This is a genomic window from Collinsella aerofaciens, from assembly GCF_040926405.1.
Taxonomy (GTDB): Bacteria; Actinomycetota; Coriobacteriia; order Coriobacteriales; family Coriobacteriaceae; genus Collinsella.
The window spans coordinates 22,727-41,904 of record NZ_JBCOIG010000020.1; the positions used below are offsets into that span (position 1 = coordinate 22,727).

Consider the following 19,178-nt stretch of genomic DNA (forward strand, 5'->3'; position numbering starts at 1 on the left):
GTACTCATAGGTGTACTAAACCCTAGGAATCTTCTCGGAATAAAGTTACTATGGGTTCGGCGTTAGTCAAGGGAAAACCCGACTAATCCACTCGACTTTTCAAATTCTGGGACAAAATAACCTGTTGTGTTTGTCCCACTTACTTTAAATTTGGGACAAACAAACCTGGTTATGTTGTCCCAGATGCGATGGGAGGGTAGGTATGCTCATTTCTTCCAAGGGCCGCTATGCCCTCCGACTGATGATCTATATCGCGGCGCTGGGCGACGCCGAGGGCAAGATTGCCTTGCGCGAGGTTGCCGACCGCGAGCGCATTTCGCAGAAGTATCTGGAGCAGCTGGTGCGTCCGCTTATGAAGGCGGACCTGCTTAAGAGCGTGCGTGGCAAGGGCGGCGGCTACATGATGGGCAAGGACCCGGCCGAGGTGCGTGCCGGCGACATCTTGCGTGCCGTTGAGGGCAGCACGGCTCCGGTGGCGTGCGATGGCATCGACAACAGCTGCGCCCGCAGTGACTTGTGTTCCACCGTCAAGTTCTGGCGTGGTCTGGATGACGTGATCGAAAAGTACGTCGACGGCGTGACGTTGGCCGACCTGGCCGCCGTCCCCGAGATCAACTTTGACATTAAGCTGTAGGGCTGCAAATGGCATCTCTCGACAAGGTGTATAAGCAAATCGAAGTTTTTGCTCGGGAATGTGACGCCGAGACGGTCGTGTTGTTTGGTTCTCGTGCTCGAGGCGACAACTTGCCCAAGAGCGATATTGACATCGCCGTAGCAGGTTGCCGGGATTTCGGCCGTTTCTCATATTTGATCGAGGAACATCTTGATACTCTTTTAGATGTAGATGTCGTCAATCTCGATGAGCCCTTATCGCAGCAATTGCTCGATGAAATTGCCAGGGATGGTGTGATTCTGTATGAAAAAATATGAGAACTTTGCCAGCGCCTTGGCGAATCTTGAGGATGCGCCCAATCAGGATCTTAACAATGATTTTGTTCAGAGTGGATTGATTAATAAGTTCAATCTTCAATTTGAACTGAGCTGGAAGCTCCTTAAGCGTCTGCTCGAGTATGAGGGCGCCACGCTTGCCGCGTCGGGGTCTCCTCGTGCCATCTTGAAGGAGTCCTACCGATTCTACGACTTTATTGATGAGGCAGCCTGGCTGGATATGCTCAGAGACCGCAATACGAACGTCCATATCTACGACAACAAGCTCGCTCAAGATTTGATTCAGCGCATCTTGAACGTCTATATTCCCGCTTTCTGTCAGTTGAGAGACGGGCTGACGAAACGTTACGGCGAGCTTCTGTTGGCGCCCGACGACCAGTTTGTCTAATTCCTTAAGATTTCGCGGAGGGTTGTTGCCGTTTACCGAGGGGTTGTTGTGCAACAACGGGCGAGCTGCAATACTTATTTTTATCTTTGCAAACTGAACTTTAACTACACCAATGCAGGGAGGATCTTATGCAGCCCAAGCATTCTGCGATTGTCGCGGGTCTGACGCTGGCGCTTTCGTTTGGCGCCGTTTCCGCGCCGGCACCCGCCGCTGCCGAGGAGCCCACGCCGGGCGTTGCCTCGGATGCCACCGATATCGATAAGGGCCTTTACACCCAACAGTCCTTCTCGGGCGTGCTGAGGTCGGTCCAGGGCGTTTCGTTTGTCAACGTGACTCCCGAGATGAAGTACTTCACCAAATATGAGAGCCATGGCAACTATAACCAGGGCTTTTCGTATGGTGACGGCTACAACGCGCTGGGCTATTACCAGTTCGACCGCCGTTGGTCGCTCATTCCGTTTATGAAGCAGGTCTACAACTACAGCCCCGAAAAATACAGCATGCTCAAGGATGCGATTGATCGCGGCAGCGAGATTTCCAACGCGAACAATCCCATGTCCGAGAACGGTCAGCTCACCGAGCTGGGCCGTATCGCGCAGGAGGCTTTCCAGGGTGCTTACAACACCGATCCTGTTGAGTTCTCAGCACTTCAAGATGCCTATGCGTACAACTCGTACTATGCGGTGACCGAGGCGTGGCTCAAGAGCGGCCTGGGTATTGATATTTCGGGCCGCGCCGATTGCGTCAAGGGCATGGTGTGGAGCATTACCAACATGTGCGGCACTGGTGGCTGCAGGGACTTTTTCCGCTGGGCGAATCTTTCCAACGATATGTCCGACCGCGAGTTTGTGATGGCGCTCTCCAATAGCGTGGTCAACAATGTCGCCACCAAGTTTTCAAGTCAGCCCCAGTATCATGAGGGCTGGAAGAATCGTTATAAAAATGAGCTGAAGGACTGCTTGGTTTTTATCGCCGAGGATGAGGCTGCCGCTGCGACGCCCGTGCAGCCTGAGCCTACGCCGGCGCCCTCGCCGACACCTGATTCGAATGACGACTCGAGTGACGATGCCAACGATGACAGGATGGATGCGCCCTCGACCGATGCTGACGGTAATGGCTCTGCTGGTGGCACTACCAATGACGGCTCTACCTCGAACGGCTCCGATTCGAACGGCCCTGCTGCGGGCGATTCGTCTTCAAACTCTGCCGGCAATACGAACAGCGCCGCCTCTGGTTCGACCGACGCTGACTCCTCTAACTCATCCACCGGCTCGAGCGATTCGTCCGTTGGCATCGGCTCTAACAATGGCTCTGGCTCTGACGCAACCCCTGATTCCGATGCTTCCAAGGACGACTTGAATAAGGCACCGGACGCTCCCGTTGCTTCGCCGGACAAGAAGCCCTCTTTCTCCGTGCAGCTTGGTTCTACGCTGGGCTCTTCGCTGATGGCTGGCGTCAATAACGGTTCGACCCAGAACAAGGACAACTCTGATCAGGCTTCCACGGAAAAGACCGAAGCCTCAAAGGGCGACTCCAAGGACAAGGCTTCCGAGAAGACCGAATCCGATAAGGGTTCTAGCCCTGAGGAGAAGGACGACAAATTCGCTCAGAAGAAGGACGAGAGCAAGACCGAGGGCGAAAAGAAACAGTCCGAAGACGACGACAAGAGCGGTGCTGACAACCAAGTCCAGGAGCAAAATGACTCCAAAACGGTGACCACCACGACCACGACGACTACAACTACCAAGTCCTCGGGCGGCAACATGCCCAAGACGGGCGATCTGATTGTGATGGCGAGCCTTGCCAGCGCGAGCTTGGCCACACTGGGCGCTACGTCTATCGTAAGTGGTAAGCATAAGCTCGATCAGCAGAAGAAGGCTTCTGGGGAGGACGGCTCGGAGGAGTAGCCTCTCGGTTGCCAGATAACTAAAGAATCGGGACGGGGTCCGGTGCGAATGCGTCGGGCCCCGTTTTGTTGTGCAACGATTAGTTGTGCCCCCTCACACCTCTTGTGACTACCGTTGCCCGATATGTTCGCGCGGCGACATCGGTACATGCGATGCGGTCATTACAATTGGCATCGTGCTGCGATTTAGGGGGAACGTTTTGGTGTCTGAACAGGCAAATGTTGATTGTGCTGCTGGCTTTGGCGTGCGCTTGATCGGCTGTGCCGACGATGCGGTTTTGCCCATTGGCATACACGGCTATGCGGAGGCCCTTGGTTGCTGCGTGCTGGTTGACAAGACCATGTTTATTGCCGATGTGTTGGACTGCGACGCGTCCGTTGTGGTGTGCTGTCGACCCGAGGGTTTTGGCAAGAGCATGAACTTGTCGATGCTCAGGGCTTTTCTGGAGCGTCCTGCGGTCGGTCGCGCCGGTCGGAGCTCGTTTGCCGATGCTCAGATTTGGGATGCAGGCGGCGGGCGTTATCGGGATGAGTATGCTTGCTATCCGGTGATATCGCTGGACTTTTCTGGCGCTACGAGGCGTGGCCCCGCTGTTGCCGGTGTCGTGCGCGATGTCCTTTCGGGCGAGTGCGCTCGCTTGTTGGCGCTCTTGGGGGCTCCGGATTTAGCTCGAGATAAGGTGCGTCACATCGAACGCGTCGCGCGCGGCGTGGCGAGCGCGGACGAGGTTGACTCGGTGCTCGGTGTGCTCATAGAGCTGCTGGAGATGGCCTGCGATGAGCAGGTTGTATTGCTCGTTGATGGGTACGACGCGGCGTGGTTGGGCCGTGCGAGCGCGAGGGGCGCTTCCGGCGCCGATTCGGCGGATCTATTTGATCGCGTGCTTTTCGAGGCCATTGCCACTGCGGGCGATTCGTTGCGGCTGACGTGTCTGATGGGGGAGTGTCCCCGTCCTGCTGAAGCGGCGCTTTCTTTGCATGGCTGCTCGTATTGTCTGACGACGCCGCTTTCGACCTGGTGTGACCGTTGGTTCGGCTTTTCGGATGCCGAGGTTCAGGCTCTGTTGAATCATGCTGGGCGCGAGGAATACCTGGATGATGCGCGTGAATGGCTCGAGGGATATCGGTTTGGTAGGGTCTATTGCTCGAGTCCGGCGCGTGCGATCGGTTTTCTGGACCGAGGCTGCACGGCGCCTGTACGCGCCGATTTGTATGGGTATGCGGATTGCCTGAGTAGGGTAGTTGCCGGGTGGAATCTCGACCGCCTTTCGGTCTTGTTTGATTTGCTCGAGGCCCATGGGTGTGCTGAGGTCCCGCTTTGTTTGGGCACTGCAGAGCCAGATGTCTCGCCTGACGATAGCATGTGGACAGCGCTGTATCTGTCTGGTTTTCTCACGACGGATATGACTGAGGAGCCAGAGCATGGCGATCGTCTCCGTGCTTTGCGATTGCCCAATAAAGAGCTTCGCCAGGCCTTGCGTCTAGTGATTGTTGAGTGGTTTGAGTGCGCTGCCGAAGACATTCGAGACGTCGATGCGTTTCGCGACGGGCTGTGCCATGGGAACGAGGACACCGTGAGGCGGGCGCTAAGCCGCATCTTGGGAGATGCGGGAATCGGTGCGACCGACCCAGATACACCGCTGCCATATCACCTACTCTTGCAAGGACTCTGCTTTGGATTGCCGGGCTATGCCAATCCTGCTTCGAGGCGAAAGTGTGGCGCGGATCGCTGGGACATCCAGGTTTTTCCTACGGGCGCCGTGTTTGACATAGCCGATACGATCGGTATGCTCGATGAACGTCCGCTGATAACGATCAACATGATGTATGACCCCGATGTGGATGCGCTGGGGTTGGAATTGCTGGCCGTGCAGTCGCTACTCGACATAGAGCGCGACGGCATCGACGAAATCCGTGTACCACGCCCCGGCGTGGGTCGTATGCGCTGGGGGTTCGGTTTTGATGGGCAGCATGTGGCTACGGTGTGCCAGCGGCTTTAAGCGCCGAGGTGTTTCCGGCTTCCGTTACTCGGTGTCCTTCATGGGCGGCATGGGCTTCCAGTTGGGATCCTTGATGATCTTGCGGGCGTCCTTCATGCCTCGACGCAGCGCCGGAATGCCGGTCTTAAAGCACTTGTCGACCGCGGCCAGGCGAATGAATTCCTTGCAGAAGGTCGCGGCATTGCCCAGGCGGAACAGCATGGGGTGGTAGTCACCGTAGATCTGCATATAGCGAGCGAGGAAGCCTCGGTTGCGCATGATGTAGTAGCGGTTGGTGTCGCTCGTGGAGTTGAGCTGGCGCTTGCCGGCGATATCCCAGTTAGAGACGGCGCGGGCGCGCTTGAGCACCACGTCGGCAACAACGGCGGCGGGGAAGTGTTGGCTGGCCACGTAGCCGTAGCAGGCATCGTCGCCGTAGATAAAGAAGCGCGCATCGGGCAGGCCAATCTTGTCGACCACGCGGCGCGAGAACATGCCGCCCTCAAAGCACAGCTGGTTCATGGTGCGGTAGCCCTCGGGACCCAGATCCCACTTAGCGATGGGGTTAGGGATGCCAAGTGAAAGGATGAGCTGGTACTGCCAAAAGAAGGCGCCGCCGTCAAAGTCCAGGCGCGAACCCTGGATGACGTCGTAGCGGTCGGTCCACTTGGCCAAGCGCTCGATGCCTTCGGGGATGACGAGCACGTCGTCGTCCATGACCCAGAACCACTGGGCGCCCAGGTCGTAGGCGCATTTGGTGCCGGCGGAGAAGCCGCCCGCACCGCCGCCGTTTTCGAGCTGCGGGGCGTAGATGACACGGTCGGTGCCGCCCTGCGCGTCGGGCTGCTCGGTGTCGATGCCCCACAGGTTGGCCAGGCGCTCGTTGAATGCGGCGCACATGGCCTCGGTCTCGCGTGAATTCTCGTTATCGACAATCACGATGCGCCAAGGCGCGGCCGTGAGCTCGGTCATGGAGTCGAACAAGTTGGCCAGGAGTTCCTGGCGCTTGTACGTAACGACGACGATGGCGAGCTTGTCGATGGGGGCGGGAAGGGTTGAAGGCATGGGGCAATATATCCTTTCACGCGCGGCGGGCGAGCGCTGCACGGAAGCTATCGAATACGTCCTTGGGACTGTCCTATTGTAAAGGCTCGGCGCACCTTAGCGGCAAGCTTTGAATAAAACGCAGGAACCTGCCATGGGCCCGCCGCATGACGTGGGGCTGCTTTGCCCGCAAGAGGCTCCATAGATTATATAAACGCCCGCTGGCGCGCTGACCCTTTGATACCATGAAACGACAGGTATTTCCTAAGGAGCACATTTGTCTACTAACGCCTCTGACAGCCCTGTTCTGTCGCTGCTTATTCCCATTTACAATGTTCAGCGCTACCTGCGCGAGTGCCTCGATTCCGCCCTGGCGCAGACGCTCAAGGATATTGAGATCATCTGCATTAACGACGGGTCGACCGACAACTCGCCGGCGATTATCCGCGAGTATATGGAGCGCGATGGGCGCGTCAAGATGATCGACAAGGCCAACAGCGGCTACGGCGACTCGATGAACCACGGACTGGACATGGCACGTGGCAAGTACGTTGGCATCTTGGAGTCCGATGACTTTATGGCGCCCGACGCACTTGAAAAGCTTGTCTCGACCGCCGAAAGCAATAATTCCGACTTTGCGAAGGCGAACTTTGATTTCTACTGGTCTAAGCCCGAGGAGCGCCGTTCGCTGCACGAGATGTTTAAAGCCAAGGACTGCGGCAAGTCGGTACACCCGAGCGATACGACGCAGTTCTTTAAGCAAAAGCCGTCGATTTGGTCGGCCGTGTACCGTCGTGATTTTCTTGAGCGCAACGGCATTAAGTTCCTGCCGACTCCGGGGGCATCCTTTCAGGACACGTCATTCGCCTTTAAGGTGATCGCGTGCGCCGATAAGGCTGTTTACCTGCATGATGCCGTGTTGTCGTATCGCCAGGACAACGAGAATTCCTCGGTCAATTCTTCGGCTAAGGTCTTTTGCGTCAATACCGAGTATGCCGAGATTGAGCGTTGGATTCGAGAGGATTATGCCCACGACCACGCAAGCGTCGATGTCGCGCGCATGCTCAAGTTCAATCAGCTCATTAAGTACGATTCGTACATGTGGAACTACGTGCGCCTGGCGCCTAAGTTCTATAAGGAGTTCCTGGTGCAGATGGCCAAGGAATTTCAGGCGGCCTTGGACGCCGGGGACTTTTCGCTTGACGACCTCAAGCCGTGGAAGCGCGCAAATCTCGCTGCCATCCTCAAAGATCCTGAGGGCTGGGTTGACGAGCACCCGAGTTTTGCGACGGATGGTGCCTTGGGGCGTGCTAAGTATTACGCCTCGGTTGGAGGCCCAGGCGTGGTTGCTGCCTTCCTCATCGAATCGCTGAGGGGGTAGGTCGGCATGGGAGAGGCCTCGTGTCCTAAAGCTACCATTGTCGTCCCCGTTTACAACTCTGCGCACTCCATTCAGCGATGTCTCGATTCGCTGTTGGCCCAGTCCGAGCGCTCGATTCAGGTTGTCTGCGTCAACGACGGTTCGACTGATGATTCGTTGAACGTGTTGCGCCAGATCGCGCAGGCCGACGATCACGTACTGGTGATTGACCAGGAAAACGCGGGCGTCTCGTGTGCTCGAAATGCCGGTATCGATGCCGCCGTGGGCGAGACCGTCTTTTTTGTGGACGCCGACGATTACATCGATGCCCAGACGGTCGAGCGTGTGCTGCATGCCATGGAGTCTGCAGATGCCGAGGCTGCCGTTTTTGGCGGTGTCTGTGAACCCGTCGATGCTGCCCCCAAACGCGTCCAGCAACTCATGAGCCCCAAAGCCGGTACCTTCGGCGCCCGTGATCCCCAACTGCTGTTCCATTCGAATGCGCAGCCCTATGCCTGCCGTGCGGCTTTTTCGCGCGAGCTGCTCAATCGCGAAGGCATTCGCTTCGCCCCCGGTTTGGCTTTGGGCGAGGACGTCGTCTTCCAATTTGCGGCTTATGCGCTTGCCCGCAAGACCGTCGTCATGCCGGACAAGTTCTACCACTACGTGATGGAGAGTGAATCGGCGACGCACGAGTTCAACAGTGCCGATGCTCGCGCCAAAAAGCTTGACGCCCACATGAGGATGCTCGAGGAGGTCTTGGAGGACTGGGCGGCCTACGGTCTTTTGGACCTGTGCCCCGGCGAGCTGATAACTTGGTTTTTAGACCTAATTGTGTTCGACCTGGCGCGCTTGGATGCCGATGGTTTCCATCGCGTGGCGGCTCGCGTCAACATGGATCTCACGACGTTTTTGGGAACGGCGTGGGCGGATATGCCTGCTAAGGGCGCCGTTCGCCGTGTTGCCCACAAGCTCGTTGCGGCGACCTCGGGCGTTTCGATGGCAGACGCCACGCTGTTCTATCTTTCGACTCGCGGTCTCAAAGCCTGTCTGGAGCGCTTTATCTAATTCCAAGCGCTGCCGCCCGCCGCAACCCGGCTGCTAAAATAACCCTGTTACACGCTATTCAACAGGAGGTTCTCTTGCAGAACTCTGATACCCCTAAAGTTTCGCTGCTTGTCCCCATTTGCAATGTCGAGCGCTATCTGCGCGAGTGCCTCGATTCCGCCGTGGCGCAGACGCTCAAGGACATCGAGATCATCTGTATCAATGACGGTTCCACCGATAGCTCGCCGGATATCATCCGCGAGTACATGGAGCGCGACCCCCGTGTAAAGATGATCGACAAAGCCAACAGCGGCTACGGCGACTCGATGAACCGCGGTCTGGAGATGGCGCGCGGTGAGTACGTGGGCATTCTTGAGTCCGACGACTTTATGTTTGAGGATTCGCTCCAAAAGCTGGTCGCCAAGGCCGATGCTGAGCATGCCGATGTGGTAAAGGGCGACTTTTATCTGTATTGGTCCACGCCCAGCGAGCGCCGTGAGCTGTTTGGGATCATCGGCGAGTATATGACGGGCGCCGCGTATCGCCCCGTCGATCGCCCGGGCATCTTCTACCGCAAACCTTCCATTTGGTCGGCCATCTATCGGCGCGAGTTCCTCAACGACAATCAGATTCGGTTCCTTCCCACGCCGGGCGCCTCGTATCAGGACGCAGGCTTTAACTTTAAGGTTTGGGCATGCGCCGAGCGTGCAGCGTTTATCGCGGACCCCATTTTGTGCTATCGCCAAGACAACGAGAAGAGCTCAGTTAATTCGCCCAACAAGGTATTTTGCGTGTGCGACGAATACGCCGAGATGCAGCGCTTTTTGGATGAACGTCCCGAGCTCAAGGTTCAGCTCCAGGGCATTTTAATGCGCATGAAGGTCGATACGTATCGCTGGAATGACGAGCGTCTGGTCGATGAGCTGCGCGAGCAGTTTTGGGAGAAGGCTTCGCCCGAGCTCAAGGCCGATTGGGATGCCGGTCGCTTTGATCTGTCGCTGTTCGATCCGCGCGGCGAGACCGACTTGCGCCTGATGGTCAAGTCGCCCCGTGCTTATATCGATTCGCGCTTTGACTTTAAGAAGCCCGGCAAGCTCAATACGTTTAAGCACTACTTTAAGATTGGCGGCCTGCCGCTGGTCTGGCGCGTGCTGACGTATCAGCGCACCTACGGCGATAATCCGCATCCCGATGACGTGCCGGCCGCACAGTAGGAGCACTTGGCTATGACTACCCCCAAGATTTCCGTTGTCGTTCCCATCTATAAGGTGGAGGAGTGCCTGGCCTGGTGCCTGGACTCCCTGCTTGCGCAGGACATGCCCGATTGGGAGGGCGTGCTGGTCAACGATGGCTCGCCGGATGGTTCGCGCGATATTGCGGCTGCCTATTGCGAAAAGGACGCGCGCTTTACCCTGGTCGATAAGGAGAACGGCGGCCTGTCGAGCGCCCGTAATGCAGGCATTGCTGCGTCCACGGCGCCTATCGTCGCGTTTTTGGATTCCGATGATCGGTTCACGCCCGATGCATGCCGCGTGATCGTCGATGCCTTTGAGCGCGAGGACTGCGACGTTTTGACCTTTGGCGCGAATCCGTATCCGCTGGAGGCGGGGTATCCGTGGCTTAACCAGGTTTTGAGTCCACGGGACGTTTCTTTTCATGGATATAGTTTCGAATTATTGTTTAAAGAGAATTCGCGTCCCTTTGTGTGGCGGACTGCCTGCAGACGTGATTTTCTGGCGAATAACGCTATTCAGTTCGATGAATCTATCAGCTATGGTGAAGATCAAGTTTTCGAAATGGCGATATATGGTCGTTCGCGAAAAACAACGCTGATTTCGAATAAATTGTATGACTACCGTGTGGCGCGCAAGGGCTCGCTCATGGACACCATGCGCTACGATGACGAAACACGTCTGCTGGAGCACGTGAAGATTTACTCCGCGGTGTTAGCTGACTGGCATCGCGATGACCTTGACGCGCAGCATGCCGATGACCTGGCATACTTTCTATGTGATTTGGTGCTGTACGATGCAATCAGGTTGCTGGGTACGGGCTGCGGCAAAGTATTCGATGCTGTATCTACGGTGCTCGCTGGTTCCGCTGTGGGGAGCGATGCTGCGCTTGCGCAATGTGCTCCTTCTGTTGCTGCCATATTCCGCGCAGCGCTTGCCAACAAGGCGCCCAGCGCCCGTGCGTGCAGGAGGCTCATGTTCGATTACGACGTTTTGAGGTCTGGGTTCCTTCGGGCGTGCAAACGCCTGGCCGCGAATATCCTGGGAAAGAGAGATGTGTAGATCGGAGCGGCCATGTCTGTTGTCTAGTTAAACCATCGTCGTCGTTGCGTTTTGCTTGTTGCTGTGGCCTGCCCGCGCGTTTTGCTGGGTGGGCCTTCTTGTCTCGGGTAGAGCGGTGCCCTGTCTACATTTGAATGCGAATGCTAATGGGGCTAGTCAAATATATATTTCGGTCTCTGACTTTAAAACGCTTGAATTCACCAGTTGCTAGTTTAAAAATAACATATAGATTCCGCCGGATTCGTGGAAAGGATGTTCTATGAAAGACGTTCGAAGGAGATGGCGCGGGCTAAAGGCTTTCGGTTTGGCCGCATTTGCAACTGCCTGCCTTACTTGCGCTCCATTGACCGCAAAAGCAGGACTTATTGGCGGTGTTGGAGGGGGTAGCGCCTCGGTAGACGAGCCCACGGAATGGTGCGTTGGTGATAACCGTCCGATTTCTTACTGGGGATATGACGGTTGGAACGGCACTCAAAATGAACAGATGTCTGGCCCTCTTACGCGGTATAGCGTCGAGTGCAATGCCGGGGGGACTGCTCACAGAGATTTTCTAGTAGGCTTAAATTCTATCGATAAGAGCGCCTCGCGGACCGATCCTTCTGGAGTTATATCACGTCCCGCAGGTACATACTATTTCAACAAAGATGGTTTAATGCAGACCGGACTCGTTCGGTTCGAGGACGGCAACCTTCGCTATTTCGATCCCGAGACTGGCGCCATGGTCACGAACCAGTGGCATAAGGATTACGAAGCTGTCTGGTACTATTTTGATGCTGACGGGACCGCAGTTTCGGGCTGGCAGTCTATCGGTGGGGACAAGTACTACTTCTACCCCGAAAGCCATGATATGGCATACGGCCGAGTTCAGATTGACGGCAAGAACTACTTCCTGAACACCCCTGGTGCCAACGCCGATGGCCGCATGCAGCATAGTGGCTGGTTCTACGACTCCATCTACGGAAAGTGGTCCTATGCGACCTCCGACGGTGAGCTATTGACCGGTTGGCATAATCTCGGCGGGGCTTGGTACTATTTCAACGAATCTGGGGTCATGCTGACTGGCTGGATCAACGATTCGGGTACCTGGTACTACACTAATGCCTCCGGTGCGATGGTCACTGGCTGGCTCAACATCGGCGGTACGTGGTTCTACCTCGACGGCTCGGGCGCCATGGTCGCTAACAGCTGGCGCAGCCTCGGCGGCTCCTGGTACTGGTTCGGCGACTCCGGTACAATGGCCACTGGGTGGTTCTTGGCAGGCGGCTCTTGGTACTATGCGAGCGGTTCGGGCGCCATGGCAACCGGCTGGCTAAGCAATGGCGGCACGTGGTATTGGCTCGGAGGTTCGGGCGCTATGGCCTCTAACTCTTGGGCTAACGTTGGTGGAGTTTGGTACTGGTTCGACGATTCCGGCGCGATGGCCACCGGCTGGCGTCAGGTCGGCGGCGCCTGGTACTACTTTAGCGGTTCCGGCGCTATGGCCCACGACGCCTGGGTCGGCGACTACTACCTCCAGTCTTCCGGTGCCATGGCTACGAATGCCTGGGTTGGCTCCTACTATGTCGGCGAGGACGGCAAGTGGATTCCGGGCTACGGTTTAGTTTGGTACAAGAGCGGTAGCCATGTTTACCATACGCATAAGTGCCGTACCGTTGGCAAGGACGCAAAGGGCTATTCGCAGATCTCTATCCAGGAGGCCCAGAGGCGTGGCGCTTCACGAGAGTGCAAAAACTGCCAGCAAATTGGCTAGTACATTACTGAGCTAGTTTTGATTGAGGCCCCGTTGCCCTGAGGTGACGGGGTCGCTGCGTGATTGGATACCGTGCTGCTATGAAGAAATGCTCATTCGAGGTGCTGGTCTTTTCGGGCCTTGTTTCTTTGGGGCTCCTTTTGGGTTCGCCCTCGATGTTATACGCCCTTGATTTGAATAACACTGACGAAGGTCCCGCATCTAACGTTGCTATTGCTTCTGTCGAGTCAGGCGTTGATGCTCATCGCGAATCGACCTTTGCCGTCGAGCAGAACTCTCAGGTGGATAATGAGACCCCTTCTGAGGATTCAAATCAAATTATTTGGCATCAGGGGTGGATATCGCCCGAAGAGGGGGCTGGTTTTTGGCGTTGGGGCTTGTCTGACGGAACAATCGCTGTTTCTTCTTGGAGACATATAAACGGTAGCTGGTACTGGTTCGACGACGAAGGTCGAATGGCTCAGGATGGGTTGGTTCAAGTCGGGGGTGCGACGTATGCCTTCTCCTCTTCGGGCGCAATGCGTGTCGGCTGGTACCTAGATTCTACGGGCTCCACTTCTGCTTGGCGTTATTTCTCCGGTTCTGGCGCCATGGTAAAAGGCTGGCTTTCAGACGGCAGCAACTGGTATTGGCTGGATGATGAAGGCAAGATGGTCCACGACTCGATGCTGCAGATCGGGGGAGCCACGTATGGATTCTCTTCTTCTGGTGCGATGCTTATCGGATGGCATCTTGATGCTTTCGTTTGGCACTATTTCTCCGGCTCTGGCCCCCTGGTAAAAGGTTGGCTCTCGGATGGGGGTCGTTGGTACTGGCTTGATCCTGCAGACGGTTCTATGGCCACCGGGTTGAAAGAATGTAATGGCACCCCTTATATCTTTAACAGTTCAGGGGCCATGCTCTCCTCCCAGTGGGCGCTTATTGACAACAACTGGTATTACGCTGACTCCAACGGTTTGCTGCATGGAGGCTGGTTACTTCTGGGGAATTCTTGGTATTACCTGGATCCAGGAAGCCATGTTATGTCTACGGGCTTTGTTCAAGTGGGCTCGTCCACCTATTTCCTTACGAGCTCAGGTGCCATGGCAACAGGCTGGGCACTTGCTGATGGTACTTGGTATTACGCCGCATCAAGCGGAGCTATTCAACGAGGACGATGGATAAAGTCCGGAAGCGCCTGGTATTACCTTGATGACGTATCCGGCGCAATGCGCACTGGTGAATATACGGTAGGCGACACGCGCTATTATTCTTTTGGCTCCGGCGCGATGGCTTCTTCGTGTTGGATCAACTTGAGCGACGGGATGTCATGGGCGGATTCTTCTGGTGCGTTGAATGATCCATTGCCTATTGCACCCGACGGGTCCCCTGTGGCATCGGGCTGCGTCGACTCGTCTTCGTTGCCGGGTATCATTCATATTGGAGACTCGGTTTTCTATGCGGATGCGAATGGTGCCATTAACGTGGCGTCTGGTTGGATTTTGTCGAAAGACGCTTCTGGCGAAAGTGGCAATACTTGGTACTACGCATCTTCCAATGGTGTCCTTAAGTCTGGTTGGCAATATGTCAACGGTGCGTGGTATTGGATGGACCCTTCCACATTCAAGATGAAAACTGGATGGCTTAATGACGGCGGTACGTGGTACTGGCTCCAGCCTTCGGGCGCCATGTTTGCTAACGGGTGGCTGAAAATCGATGGTGTTGACTATTACTTCAATGCAAGTGGTGCATGGTTGAATACGTCTGGTTCTGTTTTAGGGGTTAATAGGTCCAGCCTGGTCAATTGGCTTATGAGCCACGAGAACGATGGCTATTACCGTGGAACACGCTATGATACGCATCTTAGCCAAGAAACATGCATGTATCCAAAGGGTGATCCTCGTTGGGACGGGTATACCGGTATGAACTGCGGCGGATTTGTATCGCATGCATATATGAAAGCGGGCGGGAATTTAGCTCCAATTGCCGCCGAGCAGAGCCATTCCCCTTGGAGTGGTGGTCCCGGAAGGGGCGGCTGCGTTAACGCTTATCGTTGGTACGGCTACGCTATCGATACGTGCGCAAACGTGACTTATTTCAACTCTATTGATGAGTTGCTACGTAGCGGTTTGGCTCGTAAGGGGGACATTGTGTTCTTCAATCCTTACAACCCATATGCGGACGATAGTCACATTGGCTTTTTCTGGGGCAATTCGCCGAGCGAAAACTTGTTTTGGCATAGTGACGGTTATGGAAACCGTATTTCTGGTTTGACTGCTTTGGGTCCATCGAAAGTAATATTGATTCGTTAGAATTCCGAGTTGTAGGGGACTCTCTGGGCTCCCTGCCTTTTTGACATCTGGTTTGAAAGCTAACTGATGTCGGCATTCTTTGGGCAAAGAGTAGGGACTAGGAGTCCTTGGTTTCACCCTGCTGGGAAGTTCTTGTTTACATTGTGGTATTGCGTGCAGTTATTTGTCGTCCTAGATGGCACCTTGTCCAGTTGGATGTTCGGGAATCTTTCACAGCCATGCTGTAAGCTAGACGCAAACAAGAACGAATGACGAGGTTTACATGAGCAAACATCTTAAGTTATTTTCGGCATTGTTGGTGCTGATTGTCCTTGCGCCCATTTCTGTGTTTGTTTTTCCCTCGAACGCGGAAGCTGCGCGGTCCCTAGTTGAGAATTCCTGGCGTTATGAGGATGGGCAATTGGTCGCAGAGGATGCTTCTTCCGATGAAGATGGAATAGCCTTATTGTCCATGGACATTCTTCCCGATGGGGCTACGGCGCAGGGTATCGATGTCAGTGAGCATCAAGGACGTATTGACTGGAATGCTGTTAAGGCTTCTGGTATCGATTTCGCTATTCTGCGTGTTGGATTTGGCGCTCCATCTTGGGGCGGTCGAGTTGACTATCAATTTAATCGAAATATTTCTGAGTGCGAGCGACTCGGAATTCCCTACGGCGTCTATATCTATTCATATGCTTTTGATAATCAGCAGGCAGCCGATGAGGCATCAATGGTGATCAATTGCCTTTCTGGGCATAATCCAAGATTGCCGGTGTATTACGATCTTGAGGATAACTCGATAATTGCAAATGGACGTCAAACCGGAATTGCATCGAGGGCGCAGGTTTTTTGTAATAGGATTTCTGCCGCAGGATATGAGCCTGGTATTTATGCAAATTTAAATTGGTTTAACAACATTTTGACTGACTCTGTTTTTAAGAGTAGCTCTTGGGATCATTGGATTGCTCAATATAACTCGCAATGTGACTATACCGGTAATTACAGTTTTTGGCAGTATAAGAGCAACGGAAAAATCCCTGGAATCAACGGCAACGTTGATATGAACTACGCGTATGTTGATGTCTCTCTTTATCATTGGCAACTAATTGACAGCACCTGGTATTATGCAGCCTCCAACGGCAAGGCGTATACCGGATGGTTGTTTCAGAGTGGCACGTGGTACTGGCTCGAGCCCGACGCGGGCGGCGCCATGGCTACCGGGCTCCACGAGTGCAACGGCTCCCTGTACTGGTTTAATTCGTCCGGCGCCATGGCGACCGGATGGGTCCTCGACGGCGGCACCTGGTACTACGCGACGGGCTCCGGCGCGCTGGCGCGCGGCCCCGTATCCGTCGGCGGCGTGCCCTACTGCTTCGACGCCCGGACGGGGGCCATGCTGACGGGCTACCAGACGGACGCGCGGGGCGTCCGCCGCTACTTCGGCAGCTGCGGCCCCCTTAACGGCTGGGGCCTCGTCGACGGCTCCTGGTACTGGTTTGCGAACGGCATCGCCTCGACCGGCTGGCTTTACACCGGCGGTTCCTGGTACTGGCTCGACCCCGACGCGGGCGGCGCCATGGCGACGGGCCTCCATGTGTGTAACGGCGCAGCGTACTGGTTCAACGCCTCCGGCGCCATGGCGACCGGCTGGGTGCTCGACGGCGGGACCTGGTACTACGCGACTGGCTCCGGCGCCCTCGCCTCCGGCTGGCTCAACCTAAACGGTACGTGGTACTGGCTCGACCCCTTGACGCGCGCCATGGCAACGGGCCTGCACGCATGCAACGGCTCTGCGTACTGGTTCAACGCCTCCGGAGCGATGGCGACCGGATGGTTGCTTGACAGCGGAACCTGGTACTACGCGACGGGCTCCGGCGCGCTGGCCTCCGGCTGGGCCTATCTCGGCGGCGCCTGGTACTGGCTTGACCCCTCGACGCACGCTATGACTACGGGTGTTCAAGAAATCGATGGGGTGAAATACTCTTTTGCTAATAATGGTGCTTGGCTCGGCTAGCAACTCTTCTTTAATTGCTTTTTTCTAATTACATATTGCTCTTAGCTATCCATTTGTAGACTATGTTTATGTAAAAATTGGTTACTACCGGGGGCTACGCATGGCAAAGAAAAAGCGAATTACATTAACCCTAATTATTCTTTTGACTCTACTGCTCGCTGGGCCCGGTGTGGTTGATATCGCGAATGCGGACTCCATAAGCTCATCCATCCCCGCTGTTTCTGAGCAGCGATCTGTCTCCTCGACTCTTAATTCTTCCGATTCAATCAATGATGGGTCTGCTCAAGAATCCGTTAAATGGAATCAGGGTTGGAATTCGTTTGACGGTAACTGGTTCTATGTGGATTCAGTTAATCCGGTCTCGCTGCATTCTGGCTGGCTCTATACCAATGGGGCCTGGTACTGGCTCGACCCCTCGACGCATGCCATGGCCATCGGGCTCCATGAGTGCAATGGCTCCGCGTACTGGTTTGACGGCTCCGGCGCGATGGCGACCGGGTGGGTGCTCGGCGGCGGCACCTGGTACTACGCGACGGGCTCCGGCGCCCTCGCCTCCGGCTGGCTCAACCTAAACGGTACGTGGTACTGGCTTGACCCCTCGACGCACGCCATGGTGACGGGCTTTCACGAGTGCAACGGCTCACTGTACTGGTTTAATGCGTCCGGTGCGATGGCTACCGGATGGCTCCTCGACGGCGGTACCTGGTACTACGCGACGGGCTCCGGCGCGCTGGCGCGCGGCCCCGTATCCGTCGGCGGCGTGCCCTACTGCTTCGACGCCCGGACGGGGGCCATGCTGACGGGCTACCAGACCGATGCGCAGGGCGTCCGCCGCTACTTCGGCAGCTGCGGCCCCCTTAACGGATGGGGCCTCGTCGACGGCTCCTGGTACTGGTTTGCGAACGGCATCGCCTCGACCGGCTGGCTTTACACCGGCGGTTCCTGGTACTGGCTCGACCCCGACGCGGGCGGCGCCATGGTGACGGGCCTTCACGCGTGCAACGACTCAGCGTACTGGTTCAGCGCCTCCGGCGCGATGGCGACCGGATGGGTGCTCGACGGCGGGACCTGGTACTACGCGACGGGCTCCGGTGCCCTCGCCTCCGGATGGCTCAGCCTAAGCGGTGCATGGTACTGGCTCGACCCCTCGACGCATGCTATGACCACGGGCGTTCAAACTATCGGATCATGTGAATACATATTTAATAGTACCGGCAAGATGGTGGCTAATTGCTGGTCAAATGGTGATGGGTCTTGGATGTATCATTCGTCATCCAGCGGCGCAATTGACCTTAAAGGCATCATGACCGATTCGGGAATCCAGCTGATTGACGATGACGGTAATGCCAGAACTGGTTGGATTGAGAGTCAGGGTGCTCGATATTATTGTTCTGCTAGTGGAGTAATTCTGACTGGGTGGCAGCAAATTGCTGGGTCTTGGTATTACTTTAACCCGGATGGTCGAATGGCGACCGGCTGGCTTAACGATGGCAGCAACTGGTACTGGCTGGATTCCGCTTCTGGCGCGATGAAAACGGGATGGCTTTCCCTTGGAGGCACATGGTATTACCTTGATGTCGCACGTGGGGGAGTAATGTTGAGTAACGGTTGGTATTGGATCGGCTCTACTGACTACAAGTTCAGTTCATCCGGCGCAATGGTTGGCGCTTGGGTCGATGTCCCTTGCTATTCGCAGTATCCGGAACTTCCTACTGGCTGTGAGTCGGTTGCCCTTACAAACTTGCTTAACTACTATGGTTTCGGTTTAGGTAAGACGATTATTGCGGATTATTACTTGCCCAAGGGAAGCAACGGCAACTTTGTTACCGCTTTTGATGGCAACCCGAGGCGTAGCAGCGGGGGTCTCATGGGATGTGTCGCCCCTGCGATTACTATTGCTGGAAATAATTTTCTGCGTGCTGCTGGAAGTGGCAAGCAGGCAAAAGACGTCTCTTTCTCGTCAATTTCTTCCATTAAGAACAGGCTGACCTGTGGTCAACCTGTTGAGATGTGGAATACCGAGTGGGGAAGTTGGCCAGGGGGCCGTTATGCTGCTCGTTGGTATAACGGGCATTCCTATGGTCTGTGGGGCGGTAATGATCGCGTCGGAAATGTTGGTGTAAGCGCGCCGACGGCTGACCGCCAAACGCAAGCGGCCCCTGTCCTAGAATCTGG

15 protein-coding genes are annotated in these 19,178 nt (G+C 55.7%); 13 read left to right on the forward strand and 2 right to left on the reverse strand.

Annotated features, from left to right (window positions below):
- Nucleotides 1-202: 202 nt before the first annotated feature.
- From AB5758_RS07620 to AB5758_RS07635, 4 genes are all read left to right on the forward strand, one after another.
- Entirely contained in the window at nucleotides 203-634 is a 432-nt protein-coding gene (locus AB5758_RS07620; RefSeq protein WP_161145062.1) for an RrF2 family transcriptional regulator, read from the forward strand.
- An 8-nt stretch (nucleotides 635-642) separates the two neighbouring features.
- Nucleotides 643-930: a nucleotidyltransferase family protein gene (locus AB5758_RS07625; RefSeq protein ID WP_055252283.1), complete on the forward strand. Its 288-nt coding sequence runs from the start codon at nucleotides 643-645 to the stop codon at nucleotides 928-930.
- Nucleotides 917-1,336, forward strand: a complete 420-nt coding sequence (locus AB5758_RS07630) for an HI0074 family nucleotidyltransferase substrate-binding subunit (protein WP_035138648.1) — start codon at nucleotides 917-919, stop codon at nucleotides 1,334-1,336. The genes AB5758_RS07625 and AB5758_RS07630 overlap by 14 nt, the downstream gene beginning before the upstream one ends.
- A 128-nt stretch (nucleotides 1,337-1,464) precedes the next feature.
- Complete coding sequence (locus AB5758_RS07635; RefSeq protein WP_161145064.1) at nucleotides 1,465-3,243, forward strand: VgrG-related protein; 1,779 nt, start codon at nucleotides 1,465-1,467, stop codon at nucleotides 3,241-3,243.
- Nucleotides 3,244-3,351: 108 nt separating this feature from the next.
- Here the strand turns inward: AB5758_RS07635 and AB5758_RS07640 are convergent, their stop codons facing one another.
- On the reverse strand, nucleotides 3,352-3,528 hold the full coding sequence (locus AB5758_RS07640) for a hypothetical protein (protein WP_368155477.1): 177 nt from the start codon (nucleotides 3,526-3,528) through the stop codon (nucleotides 3,352-3,354).
- Nucleotides 3,529-3,583: 55 nt separating this feature from the next.
- On the opposite strand from AB5758_RS07640, the gene AB5758_RS07645 reads away from it, so the two are divergent.
- The gene (locus tag AB5758_RS07645) at nucleotides 3,584-5,242 is read left to right on the forward strand and encodes an AAA family ATPase (RefSeq protein WP_229030456.1); all 1,659 of its coding nucleotides are present in this window, start codon (nucleotides 3,584-3,586) and stop codon (nucleotides 5,240-5,242) included.
- A 24-nt stretch (nucleotides 5,243-5,266) separates the two neighbouring features.
- On the opposite strand, the gene AB5758_RS07650 is transcribed toward AB5758_RS07645, so the two are convergent.
- Nucleotides 5,267-6,286 carry a glycosyltransferase gene (locus AB5758_RS07650; RefSeq protein ID WP_368141445.1) on the reverse strand — a complete coding sequence of 340 codons (1,020 nt, stop codon included), beginning with the start codon at nucleotides 6,284-6,286 and terminating at the stop codon, nucleotides 5,267-5,269.
- A 256-nt stretch (nucleotides 6,287-6,542) separates the two neighbouring features.
- Between AB5758_RS07650 and AB5758_RS07655 the strand changes: the two genes are divergently transcribed.
- The 8 genes from AB5758_RS07655 to AB5758_RS07690 form a co-directional block, all read left to right on the forward strand.
- Nucleotides 6,543-7,646, forward strand: a complete 1,104-nt coding sequence (locus tag AB5758_RS07655; RefSeq protein WP_368141444.1) for a glycosyltransferase — start codon at nucleotides 6,543-6,545, stop codon at nucleotides 7,644-7,646.
- A gap of 6 nt (nucleotides 7,647-7,652) precedes the next feature.
- Nucleotides 7,653-8,693 (forward strand): glycosyltransferase family 2 protein, encoded by a 1,041-nt coding sequence (locus AB5758_RS07660; RefSeq protein WP_195645312.1) that lies wholly within the window; start codon nucleotides 7,653-7,655, stop codon nucleotides 8,691-8,693.
- A gap of 74 nt (nucleotides 8,694-8,767) precedes the next feature.
- Entirely contained in the window at nucleotides 8,768-9,886 is a 1,119-nt protein-coding gene (locus AB5758_RS07665) for a glycosyltransferase family 2 protein (RefSeq protein ID WP_195234479.1), read from the forward strand.
- Between the two features lie 12 nt (nucleotides 9,887-9,898).
- Nucleotides 9,899-10,966, forward strand: coding sequence for a glycosyltransferase family 2 protein (locus AB5758_RS07670; RefSeq protein ID WP_368141443.1), 1,068 nt, complete (start codon nucleotides 9,899-9,901; stop codon nucleotides 10,964-10,966).
- A 484-nt stretch (nucleotides 10,967-11,450) separates the two neighbouring features.
- Nucleotides 11,451-12,716, forward strand: a complete 1,266-nt coding sequence (locus AB5758_RS07675) for a cell wall-binding repeat-containing protein (protein ID WP_368155473.1) — start codon at nucleotides 11,451-11,453, stop codon at nucleotides 12,714-12,716.
- 80 nt (nucleotides 12,717-12,796) lie between these two features.
- Nucleotides 12,797-15,007, forward strand: a complete 2,211-nt coding sequence (locus AB5758_RS07680) for an N-acetylmuramoyl-L-alanine amidase family protein (protein WP_368155475.1) — start codon at nucleotides 12,797-12,799, stop codon at nucleotides 15,005-15,007.
- Between the two features lie 262 nt (nucleotides 15,008-15,269).
- On the forward strand, nucleotides 15,270-17,003 hold the full coding sequence (locus AB5758_RS07685) for a GH25 family lysozyme (RefSeq protein WP_368141440.1): 1,734 nt from the start codon (nucleotides 15,270-15,272) through the stop codon (nucleotides 17,001-17,003).
- 100 nt (nucleotides 17,004-17,103) lie between these two features.
- On the forward strand, nucleotides 17,104-19,178 hold a 2,075-nt coding region (locus tag AB5758_RS07690), incomplete at its 3' end, for a C39 family peptidase (protein WP_368141439.1).

What these genes read in the sequence shown, in the direction of transcription:
- AB5758_RS07630 (WP_035138648.1), top strand. Translation starts at nt 917, where the DNA reads ATGAAAAAATATGAGAACTTTGCCAGCGCCTTGGCGAATCTTGAGGAT.
- AB5758_RS07625 (WP_055252283.1), top strand. Translation starts at nt 643, where the DNA reads ATGGCATCTCTCGACAAGGTGTATAAGCAAATCGAAGTTTTTGCTCGG.
- AB5758_RS07645 (WP_229030456.1), top strand. Translation starts at nt 3,584, where the DNA reads ATGTTTATTGCCGATGTGTTGGACTGCGACGCGTCCGTTGTGGTGTGC.
- AB5758_RS07680 (WP_368155475.1), top strand. Translation starts at nt 12,797, where the DNA reads ATGAAGAAATGCTCATTCGAGGTGCTGGTCTTTTCGGGCCTTGTTTCT.
- AB5758_RS07650 (WP_368141445.1), bottom strand. Translation starts at nt 6,286, where the DNA reads ATGCCTTCAACCCTTCCCGCCCCCATCGACAAGCTCGCCATCGTCGTC.
- AB5758_RS07685 (WP_368141440.1), top strand. Translation starts at nt 15,270, where the DNA reads ATGAGCAAACATCTTAAGTTATTTTCGGCATTGTTGGTGCTGATTGTC.
- AB5758_RS07640 (WP_368155477.1), bottom strand. Translation starts at nt 3,528, where the DNA reads ATGGGCAAAACCGCATCGTCGGCACAGCCGATCAAGCGCACGCCAAAG.
- AB5758_RS07675 (WP_368155473.1), top strand. Translation starts at nt 11,451, where the DNA reads ATGTCTGGCCCTCTTACGCGGTATAGCGTCGAGTGCAATGCCGGGGGG.
- AB5758_RS07635 (WP_161145064.1), top strand. Translation starts at nt 1,465, where the DNA reads ATGCAGCCCAAGCATTCTGCGATTGTCGCGGGTCTGACGCTGGCGCTT.
- AB5758_RS07620 (WP_161145062.1), top strand. Translation starts at nt 203, where the DNA reads ATGCTCATTTCTTCCAAGGGCCGCTATGCCCTCCGACTGATGATCTAT.
- AB5758_RS07660 (WP_195645312.1), top strand. Translation starts at nt 7,653, where the DNA reads ATGGGAGAGGCCTCGTGTCCTAAAGCTACCATTGTCGTCCCCGTTTAC.
- AB5758_RS07670 (WP_368141443.1), top strand. Translation starts at nt 9,899, where the DNA reads ATGACTACCCCCAAGATTTCCGTTGTCGTTCCCATCTATAAGGTGGAG.